This window comes from Paenibacillus hemerocallicola, from assembly GCF_006265175.1.
Classification (GTDB): Bacteria; Bacillota; Bacilli; order Paenibacillales; family NBRC-103111; genus Paenibacillus_AB; species Paenibacillus_AB hemerocallicola.
Genome location: NZ_VDCQ01000048.1, coordinates 67,804 through 77,290 on the forward strand (window position 1 = coordinate 67,804; position 9,487 = coordinate 77,290).

The 9,487-nt window shown below is 49.9% G+C and carries 11 protein-coding genes and 1 pseudogene; 8 read left to right on the forward strand and 4 right to left on the reverse strand.

The annotated features are described in order from the left end of the window. Positions 1-147 precede the first annotated feature (147 nt). From FE784_RS27360 to FE784_RS27375, 4 genes are read left to right on the forward strand one after another with little or no spacing between them, the layout of a single operon-like run. Entirely contained in the window at positions 148-588 is a 441-nt protein-coding gene (locus FE784_RS27360) for a GNAT family N-acetyltransferase (protein WP_139605430.1), read from the forward strand. After that, on the forward strand, positions 567-1,097 hold the full coding sequence (locus FE784_RS27365; protein ID WP_176706550.1) for an NUDIX domain-containing protein: 531 nt from the start codon (positions 567-569) through the stop codon (positions 1,095-1,097). The genes FE784_RS27360 and FE784_RS27365 overlap by 22 nt, the downstream gene beginning before the upstream one ends. Positions 1,098-1,135: 38 nt before the next feature. After that, entirely contained in the window at positions 1,136-1,789 is a 654-nt protein-coding gene (locus FE784_RS27370) for an HAD family hydrolase (RefSeq protein WP_139605432.1), read from the forward strand. Continuing rightward, positions 1,786-2,439, forward strand: a complete 654-nt coding sequence (locus FE784_RS27375; protein ID WP_139605433.1) for an HAD family hydrolase — start codon at positions 1,786-1,788, stop codon at positions 2,437-2,439. The genes FE784_RS27370 and FE784_RS27375 overlap by 4 nt, the downstream gene beginning before the upstream one ends. Before the next feature lie 12 nt (positions 2,440-2,451). Here the strand turns inward: FE784_RS27375 and FE784_RS27380 are convergent, their stop codons facing one another. Next, complete coding sequence (locus tag FE784_RS27380; protein ID WP_139605434.1) at positions 2,452-2,658, reverse strand: hypothetical protein; 207 nt, start codon at positions 2,656-2,658, stop codon at positions 2,452-2,454. 279 nt (positions 2,659-2,937) lie between these two features. Here FE784_RS27380 and FE784_RS41145 point away from each other — a divergent pair, with 279 nt between their 5' ends. From FE784_RS41145 to FE784_RS27395, 4 genes are all read left to right on the forward strand, one after another. Beyond that, a complete protein-coding gene (locus tag FE784_RS41145) occupies positions 2,938-3,102 on the forward strand; it encodes a glycine zipper domain-containing protein (protein WP_176706551.1) in 165 nt (54 codons plus the stop codon). A gap of 93 nt (positions 3,103-3,195) precedes the next feature. Beyond that, positions 3,196-3,627, forward strand: coding sequence for a PH domain-containing protein (locus FE784_RS27385; protein WP_139605435.1), 432 nt, complete (start codon positions 3,196-3,198; stop codon positions 3,625-3,627). An 846-nt stretch (positions 3,628-4,473) separates the two neighbouring features. Next, the gene (locus FE784_RS27390; protein WP_139605436.1) at positions 4,474-5,847 is read left to right on the forward strand and encodes an ABC transporter substrate-binding protein; all 1,374 of its coding nucleotides are present in this window, start codon (positions 4,474-4,476) and stop codon (positions 5,845-5,847) included. A 963-nt stretch (positions 5,848-6,810) separates the two neighbouring features. Further along, positions 6,811-7,365, forward strand: a complete 555-nt coding sequence (locus FE784_RS27395; RefSeq protein ID WP_176706552.1) for a copper amine oxidase N-terminal domain-containing protein — start codon at positions 6,811-6,813, stop codon at positions 7,363-7,365. Here the strand turns inward: FE784_RS27395 and FE784_RS41150 are convergent. The 3 genes and pseudogenes from FE784_RS41150 to FE784_RS27405 all read right to left on the reverse strand — a co-directional run. Next, a complete protein-coding gene (locus tag FE784_RS41150; protein WP_176706553.1) occupies positions 7,332-7,877 on the reverse strand; it encodes a hypothetical protein in 546 nt (181 codons plus the stop codon). The two genes, FE784_RS27395 and FE784_RS41150, sit on opposite strands and share 34 nt — an antisense overlap. After that, the gene (locus tag FE784_RS41155; protein ID WP_176706554.1) at positions 7,874-8,071 is read right to left on the reverse strand and encodes a hypothetical protein; all 198 of its coding nucleotides are present in this window, start codon (positions 8,069-8,071) and stop codon (positions 7,874-7,876) included. The genes FE784_RS41150 and FE784_RS41155 overlap by 4 nt, the downstream gene beginning before the upstream one ends. 770 nt (positions 8,072-8,841) lie before the next feature. Continuing rightward, positions 8,842-9,369: pseudogene (locus FE784_RS27405) on the reverse strand (ATP-dependent DNA ligase); the annotation flags it as partial. Between the last annotated feature and the right edge of the window lie 118 nt (positions 9,370-9,487).

Here is a 9,487-nt window from a genome sequence, read left to right on the forward strand (position 1 = left end):
TGGGGTTAAATAATGTCCCGCGAGCAAAAGCGACACGTTTTTCGCGTCAACCGTAGGCCGTGTCAGTTTCTGCGCTTTCCCGGGAAAAGATAATGCCCCGAGCTGCCCGTTCTCCATGATACACAACGTAAAGGAGTTCAAAATGCAATGGAAATTACGGCAATGACGCTCGATCACTACGAGCAATCGATTGAACTATGGAAGATGACGGAGGGCTTGGTCCTGAGCGAATCCGATTCCAGGGAACAAATCGGATTGTTTCTGCGAAGAAACGAGAATTTAAGCTTCGTCTGCCTCGTGGAAGATAGCGTCGTCGGCACGAGCATGTGCGGCCATGACGGGAGACGCGGATTTTTGTATCATATTGCGGTAAGCGAAACGCATCGCGGCAAAGGCATCGCCAAGCGGATGGTGGAACGAAGCCTCGAAGCGCTTCGAGCGGCAGGAATAACGAAATGCCACCTGTTTACGCTCGAATCGAACGAAATCGGCAACCGCTACTGGTCCGGTACCGGCTGGCAAAAAAGGAGCGGCATCCTGCTCTATTCGAAGGATGTGTCACAAATATGGACAAAGCGGAGGCCGTGATGAACGATAAGGAAGTGTGGCATCGCCATCTGGGGTCGTACGGAATATGTCATTCGGAAGGGAAGCTGCTCGTGATCCGCAAGAGAGGAGGTCCGTATACGCGGCGTTATGATTTGCCGGGAGGCTCCTTGGAGCCGCTTCAATCGCTGCAGCAAACGGTCGAGCGGGAATTTATCGAAGAAAGCGGCATTCGTATCAACATCAAGCGGTGTTTGGGCACCCGGGATTATGTGGTAGCGTGGAGGAGAGAAAATTTCGATCATACGCATTGCCATCATATCGCCATTTTGTACGAGGCTCTTTACGCTGACGGAGATGTGGCGAATTCGCCGAACATCGACGATTCGGACGGTGCCGAATGGATCGACATGGATAAACTGCAATTGGAGGATGCATCGCCATTGGTCCGGGATGCCGTCCATTGGATTAGGACCGGTCACCTTCCTGTCGAAGCGGCCAGATTCGACGATTGGAAGTTCGGGGGGACTAGTGCTTGTCGGCGGCATTAACTATACGATTAAGACAATCAACGAGAGCGGAGTGTGGAATGATGAGGATTACGACCGTACTTTTCGATTTTGACGGCACATTGGCCGATACGCTGCCGATTTGTATCCATTCGATCAGCGAGGCTTTCCGAACCTATGACGGGAAATCGTTGACCGGCCCGGAAGTCGTGGCCCTGTTCGGCCCGACGGAAGCCGACATTATTCGGCTGAACTTGGGCAAACGGGAATCGGCCGAAGAGGCCGTCCAGCTGTTCTACAAGCTGTATCGGCAGGAGCACGAGCGCATGGTCCAACCGAATGCCGAGATGATGGCCCTGCTCTCCGAGCTGAAGAGCAAAGGTTATCGGATGGGGATCGTAACGGGCAAAGGGAGAGATTCCTTGGATATTTCGCTCGAAAGGCTCGGTATGGAAGCGTATTTCGGCGTTACCGTTTCCGGTGACGAGATGAAGCGCCCCAAGCCTGATCCGGAAGGAGTGCTCACGGCCATGAACGCGCTCGGCGCGGACAAGTCGGAGACGTTATTTATCGGGGACAGCGAAGCCGATATGCGTGCAGGCAAAGGCGCGGGGGTATTCACGATCGGCGCTCATTGGCTGGAAAACGTGCAGACCCACCGTTTCGATACGACACCGGATCTGTTCGTCACCCGAACGAGCCAACTGCTTGCTTTTCTGGAAGAGCATCGATGAGACGCGAAAGCCGCTATAAAGCTATCATTTTCGATATGGATAACACACTGTTAAAGTCGAACATCAACTTTCCCCGGATCAAGCAGGACGTATTCGACCAATGTATGGAAGCCGGCTTGTTTCCCGCTTCCTTCCCGTTTCAAGAGCATACGATTGCGACGCTGATCGAGTCGGCGCGAGCCGCAAGAGGATTTACGGCCGAGCTGGAAACGGCGGTATGGAATATTGTCGTAGCCGGCGAAAAGGTGGGTATGGTCGGAGCCGAATTGGAAGAACACGTTCCGGAAATATTGGAGCTTCTGAGCGTGGAAACGCGTCTAACCGTATTGACGAACAATGCGCGTGAAGCAGCCATAGACGCTCTGGAGCGGACCGGAATCGCGTCCCGCTTCGAGCTGATAGCCGGGCGGGAGCAAATGACCGCGCTGAAGCCGTCCCCTTCCGGAATCGCCTACATCACGTCGAATTATCCGGCCATTCGCCCCGAAGAATGGCTGTGCGTCGGCGATTCGTGGATAGACGGCAAGGCGGCGCAGGATAGCGGAATCGCTTTCCTGGCTTATAACGCCAAGCTCGAGGAGCTGCAACGGAGAAATGTGCCTGCGGTCGGTCATATTCTGTCGATGCGCGAGCTAATTCATTATTTGTGAGACCTGCTTGGATCAAGGAACCAGCTTGTCGTGTCCTTTCGGATCCAGCATATTCGGATTAATTCCCGTCGTAAGAATCGCTTCTTCCTTCATGGCCATGCTGCACGTCTTGCAAATATACAGCTTGGACAGCCCGCTGCTAATTTTCCGGTACTCGGGGTCACCCGAATCGAGCAAGTACTCCTTTTTGCAGGTCATGCATTTGACATGAAGCGACATGGAAAGGCCTCCTTTGGCTTAGGCGAAAGTATCCTTCTCTTCCATTATATCGGGATATTCCGCCTGCCGGAAACCGCGGGGATGAACAGTATGTGAAGAAATAAAAAACGCCCCTTCCCGGAGGATTCGGCAGGCATGTCGAGCCGCCCGGGCAAGGGCTTTTTGTTCGGAAGACGGTTTTGTTCTAAGAAGGCATGGGAAAATTAGATGGAAGAGGATTTAGAAACTATCGTTTCCGTATTCCGTAATAGTAGATAACTAGAGACGGAGGTGTCTGCAATGGAAAAGAAGAAAAACGTCGGGTCGGGCTTGGCCATAGGAATCGCGCTCGGAGTCGGAATCGGCGTCGCCATAAATAATATTGCAATCGGAATCGGTATAGGGCTGGCGCTCGGATTGGCGATTGTTTCGATGCGGGCGAAGAAAAATCCGCCGAAACCGTGACTTTCCCGGACAGAGTGTGCCCTTGGCCCGATGCGGTCTTGTCCTGAAGGAACAGTTTAGTGGATTCGCGTATTTCAACAAGGAGGGGAAGTCGTGAAATTCGCACCCAAAAGAGATGCGTGGCTATCCCTAGTCATGTATTTTTGCATAATCGCTCTCGCGTTGGCCGGAGCTTCTCCATGGATCATAGGCGGTACGGGCATTATTGGCGGTACTCTGCTTTCCCTTTTTTGCCTGGCGATCGCGGGAGTTACATCGTGGCTATGGTTCGGAATTGATTACGCGCTCCGCGATTCCGAGCTGGTTATTAGAACCGGCTTCCTTACCAAAGTCATTCCGCTGGACAAAATAGTTTCAATAAAGCCGATCCGTTCGTGGCAATCCGGTGCGGCTGCTTCGGGCCGCAGTCTCGAAATCCGTTCTAATCAATACGAGGCCATACATATTTCACCGTTGGACGAACAAGCTTTTCTGAAAGAATTCAGACTTCGGTGCAAGCATGCGAGCATCGAGGAAAGAATGTAGCGGTACCGGAGGAATGGAGCGGCTGGAACATAATTCCTAATGCGCAAATTATTTATACATGTTTCGCTTGCTTATCAGACGTCTGAACGATTCAGACTGCCATTTCCCATGACGTTTGTAAATACGACTCAATAGATGGTAGTACAAATATTTCAGCTTCCGCATAAGCGCCCCTACTTTCATCTGAATTATTCAAATTATACGACTATTTGCTTATTTATATAAGATGCTACCGCAAAAAAACTAATGCAGCGTGACCGCAAACGACCTCCTGAAGGGCTTTGTTAAAGCGGTTGAGGGATGTCACTTTAAATAGAGGAGTTGATTTCCGTTATTGTCCCGAATATCGCTGTACACCTGATATAACGGCGCAGTCTTCCGCTATTGGGAGTTATCGGGGGAAAATGGGTAGTGTACATCGGAATTGCGGAGCGGGTTTCCGTTATTATGCTATCTAATCTGGTTATATGGCTAATAAGATACGCCAGTTCCGTTATTTATGGACTTTCGGCCTCACGAGCGCCGTAAAAGGCGGCGATCATGGGATGGAGATTGCGAAGGAGCAAGAGGGACAAGCCTCTCTGCTCCTTTTAATTTGAAAATTGTTACCCGTTAAACTGTTGGAACTCGATCCGTTCTTCAATCAGGATCATGTTTTGCTTGTCTTGGAAAAAGGATACTCGAATGTGCAAATTTCTCATCGATTTGTGTAAAGAATTTTGGACGAAACACTCTTATACTCAGAATCAGTGATAGCGCTTACATGACTACTCTTATTGCTTGAGTCGATCACGCGAAGGTTCAGTTTATAGCGGAAAACATTATTTCACAGGAGAGGTGTCGACAATGAAAAATGTTTTGTTTGCTTGCGGCAGCATTCGATCCAAATGGACAATCGTCGCTTTACTGCCGGTTATCGCGATTATTTCGACCTCCTGCAGCGGGGGGCAATCGATTCAAACGAGCGGCAATAAAAGCGAGAGTCAAGCGCCGGCTGCCGCTACAAAAGACTGGACGAAAGAGCCGGTGGAGTTGACGTTTTTCTACATGTATAACGAAGATTTAGAGGAAGGCTTTCGCAAAGGCGACGGCGCCAGAATTCAAAAGAAATATCCGAACGTCACCTTTAAGTTTATGAAAAACGCGCCCGGTACGACATTGGCCGATATCGTCACGACGAAAACGAAGATCGACTTTTTCGGGGACACCCAATCCGGGGTAGCCAAACTGCGGGAAGTCGGCATGCTGGACGACGACATCTCCGATCTCGTGAAGAAGCACAAGTTCGATTTGAACAAAATCGAATCGAGCGCCATCAATGCCTTTACTTATGCGGCTAACGGCGTCTTGACCGGGCTGCCGATCAAGATCAACTCCACGACCCTTTATTACAATAAGGACATATTCGACAAGTTCGGAGTCCCGTATTTGACGGACAATATGATGTGGGACAGTGTCATTGATACCGCCCGCAAATTGACCCGGGTCGATGGCGGCGTACCGTACTACGGTCTCGGCATTAATATAGGCAATACGCTGTTCGTCAATGAAGGTGTGCCGAGCTTGGTGAACATGCAGACGAAGAAAGCGACGCTGGCTACCGATTACTGGAAAAAGATGTTCGAACGGAATATGCGGATGGTGACTCTCTCGAGCGACCCCGAAGCGAACAATATGCTGGCCAACTACGGCAAAGCTTTTGTCAATTTCTATAAAGATCGGAACATCGCCATTCAGGTGGGCAACAACTCCGCCTTCAACATTATCGGACAAAATAGCGACGGGCTGCGCTGGGACATTGCCAGCTTCCCGACGTACAACGATATGCCGAATGCCGGACCGAACTCGAACCCGTACGGCTACTTTATATCGAAAAATAGCCCGAACCGCGAAATGGCGTTTTTGGCGATCAGCGCCTTGCTGAATGAGGATTCCCAATTGGAGGCGGCCCGCACGAACGCATACGTTCCGGTTATTAAGGACAGATCGTACTTGAACACGATCGGCGACGGCGTGCCCGAGCTGCAGGGGAAAAACGCCAAAGGTCTCGTACCGAAAAAGTATGGCGAAAGCATTCCGACCGATAAATATATATCGGCCGCAACGTCCAGCTTGAACACGGCCTTCTATGATGTCGTGGCCGGCAAAAAAGATATTAATTCGGCGCTGCGCGATGCCGAAGAAGCCGCCAATCAAAAAATTTCCACACTTCCCCAATAGGGCTGCCATGATATAAAAACAAATAGCGGTAAGTATAGCGGTAAGTATAAGGAGAATCCCCCGTTGAAGCTTCAAGCTTCAACGGGGGATTCATTATTGTAATACATTGATAATTTGGGGTGACCTAAGGAGTATCCCTTATCGTGCGACTATAAAGGCCTCTTACCAGCAGTTCGCGGAACAAGCACTTCCGTTATTTGTTGTGAAGGGAACGATGAGTTCCTTTATTACCTGCGAAAGGCGGGGAAATCGCACATACGGAACAATGAGTTCCTTTATCGGTGCAAAACGGCCCTCAAACGACCTTCATTCTGCCGATAAAGGAACTCATCGTTCCTTTATGCCCCATTTTAGCTGTTCTCTGGAGGAATAGCGGAACTTTTTGTTCCGCATTGCTAGATCGATCAGATCCAATATCGACTGGAAGAGCGGCTGAGCCGATACCCGTTCCCTCCAACGCGCTAAAGGTTGGATTTGCACAGAAAAAGACTGTCAGGGTGTAGCTCCATGCGAAGATGTTGAATAATACTACTGCCGCATAATTTGCGTACAAGTTGGAGGCGTTGAAGGATTTGCACAAAGTTGGAGAGATTGAATCGAGGTTAACCTCGGATGACATGCACCTTCTAAGACTTACCGATCGTGGTGCAGCTCGAGCCGGAGCAGCAGATGTCCGTGGGAGGATTGAACGAATTGCCAGCATGTGTGAGGAAGTTTCGAAGTATCGAATGGAGAGAGCTGAGCGTAGAGGCTCGAATAGATCGATGGTCGGGGATTCGATTGACGGTCATGACGTTCAGAGGGGGGCTTTAACCTCACTAACTATTTGCAGGGAAATCCGTCGGATAGCTATCGATGGGCATGACCCCGGGAACATGGTCAATTGGTACTTAATAGTTTCTATATGTTGCTCTACCCCGGTCGTGTATCAACCCCCCCCCCCCTCCGTCATCGATGGCCACATTGAAGATAATCGATGCGCATACTGGCGAATGGTTGGATTTTCTGAATCAACCTCTCACTAAGACATTCTCTCCAGCAGGCGAATGGTTAATTCACACAGCGCCAGACAGCGAAATAGAGTATGCTGCCGCGATTCTCTGGGATAACGAACTGCTGCAGCTAGAGAATGAGCCTTTCATCAAGAACGGCTATTCACTTGTTCCGTTCCGCGAATTGATGACAAAATTGGGGGCCAAGATTAACTGGGATCCTGTCGCTAGGAAAGTAACTGCCAGCAAAGATGGCACGACCATTGAACTGACGATCGATTCTAATACCACCTTTATCAACGGTAAAGAGCAAACACTGGAGGCTCCCGCCATCATTAAGGACGGACGAACCTATATTCCGGTACGGCTCGTACTTGAGACGTTTAACGTACATGTAGGCTGGAGTAATGAATCCCGACTTGTGCTCGTTTCAAGCGATGGCAATCCGCTTGTTCTGTCGCCTGAAGAGCAGAAGAAGTACCGCTTTCAGGCTCAACTCAACTGGGAAAATAAGATGCATAAGTAAAAGGAAAGGAGCAGATTGCCAAAGAGCGGCGGTTCACCGTCTTCCAGAAGTAACGCACGGACAGCTGCGATATAGCCTTTGGCTACCCGTGTCTCTACAAGTGTCGCCTCTCCGGTCGCAGTGCCGGAAACGTCGGCTTCCGTCGTTTTTTTCTCGACTCGCTCGATTTTCCGCTCGACATCACGCAGACCGCGCATGCTCTTTTTTAATTCCATTTTAAGCTTGCGATCGGCATCCTCAAGAGGTTTAGCGACATCATTCAGATAGTGATATTGGCAGTATTGATAGGGTACATCTGGCAGTAACGATTCAAATGCTTTCCGGATCGAAACCTGTCCGTCGCTGACAATGCCAACAATGGGGTATCCCAATTCGACGATGGGTTCGATTAGGATTCGTAATTCGGCAGCTGCACCGCTCTTCATGTTTTGTGCAGCGAGAATAGTGCCGCTAAACACTTCGCGGATTACGTACAGCATCTCGTTACCTTTCTCGGGTTGCACGCCGTTCATGGATAGGAGGATCCCGCCATTTTCCGCCGTCGTTTCCGCCAGTTGACATGCTCATCGAGGCTGGCGGAAATGAGCGTTTGATACCGCTCGTACAACGTCTGAGCGTAACGCTCGCTGATTACGATACCGCGATCGTTCAGCGTATCTGCAATCGCTTTGGGTGCGGTGAAGCTTAAACCGTAGTTCGCCGACAAGGCAAAGCACCTCTTAGCTGTAAGAAGAATGTTTCATACTGAGAGCTTCTGCTTCTGCCGACTTGTAAGCGACACCGACGTGGATGCAGTTTGGGTTGGCACAAGCATAGGCCATGCTCCAAGCATGTATGACACTGCTCAGCGTTGAAATTTTCTTGTTCCACGCTGTATGGGATCGTTTTAAAGTGCCCTCGCAAGGTAATTTGTCAATTCGGGTCTGAAGTAAACTTTCGGCACAGTGCCGAGACGATTTTTCGATAGCATAAGGGGAGTCACTCCTGATCATTTCTTGTTCCTTATGTATTCTACAAATCCCAGGAAAATCCTGTTAGTTCTGACATTTCGCACCCTTGAGCATCTGAAAAAAAGAAATAGAAGCAAACAAGAAAACGGGAAACCATGTCGAATACCTCTGTAGAGTCTACGATGTACGGAGGAAAGCAAATGAACCCGAATATACAAATCGAATCGATATATGCAACAGGCTATTTGAATCTCATCAGTCAAACGATGAAGGACATGAAGATTCCCCAGACGATTGATGAGAAAGTGCCGTATGATGCGCAATGCCTGGCAAGTCTGGGTGCCGTCACGCCCAATTCCACAACCCCGACCCGCCTGATCCGTTCGCCCTGCTGCACACCAACAAGCCATCCGAAATCCTCTTTCCGCCAGCCGGTCAGTACGACGTCCGCATATGTCCAGTTAATCACCTTAAGCCAGCTCGCGCTCCGCTGGCCTGTCGCGTATACTGATTCCTTTCTTTTTGCGACGATACCCTCCATCTGGCGGGCAACGATCTCCTGATACAACCGTTCACCCTCACGCTCTATGTAGGGCACGACGCTGATCCGAGGATTCCCGAAGTCGATACTGGCAAGCAACTCCTTGCGTCGCATGAGCGGCCATCCGCGCAGGTCTTCACCCTTGTATCTGAGGATATCAAAAACCATATAATTCGCCGGCTGCGAAGCGCTCAACCGTAGGATCTTATCCGACCTTTTCGCCGAGAACCGTTCCATGACCGACTCGAAATCGATCAGTCCACTATCCCGATCCACGCAAGCGACCTCGCCGTCAAGCAGTATATCGTCCTGGGCAATGTCGTACAGCTCCGGGAATTGTCGGGTGCATTCGTTATTGTGGCGCGTATACAGGCGAGTCTGGCCGTTCAGGCGCGACAAAAGAAGCCGATGACCGTCGATCTTCGGCTCGAATATATGGTCTGGGCTATTAAATGCGGATTTTGAGTTTCGAGCAGCATTGGAGAAATGAACATAGTTATCACCTATGCCCAATTGTACCAGTGCATTCCGTTTATTTTGAGCGGTATGAATTGATTTTAGTTAACTGTTCGATTCGGCTGGCGGGATTTTTTTATCAATAGGATATAGTCTAATCAAAATCAAAAACATC

Coding starts and splice junctions, on each gene's coding strand:
- FE784_RS41150 (WP_176706553.1), bottom strand. CDS start 7,877: ATGAACGGCGTGCAACCCGAGAAAGGTAACGAGATGCTGTACGTAATC.
- FE784_RS27370 (WP_139605432.1), top strand. CDS start 1,136: ATGATGAGGATTACGACCGTACTTTTCGATTTTGACGGCACATTGGCC.
- FE784_RS27380 (WP_139605434.1), bottom strand. CDS start 2,658: ATGTCGCTTCATGTCAAATGCATGACCTGCAAAAAGGAGTACTTGCTC.
- FE784_RS27365 (WP_176706550.1), top strand. CDS start 567: ATGGACAAAGCGGAGGCCGTGATGAACGATAAGGAAGTGTGGCATCGC.
- FE784_RS27360 (WP_139605430.1), top strand. CDS start 148: ATGGAAATTACGGCAATGACGCTCGATCACTACGAGCAATCGATTGAA.
- FE784_RS27390 (WP_139605436.1), top strand. CDS start 4,474: ATGAAAAATGTTTTGTTTGCTTGCGGCAGCATTCGATCCAAATGGACA.
- FE784_RS27375 (WP_139605433.1), top strand. CDS start 1,786: ATGAGACGCGAAAGCCGCTATAAAGCTATCATTTTCGATATGGATAAC.
- FE784_RS41145 (WP_176706551.1), top strand. CDS start 2,938: ATGGAAAAGAAGAAAAACGTCGGGTCGGGCTTGGCCATAGGAATCGCG.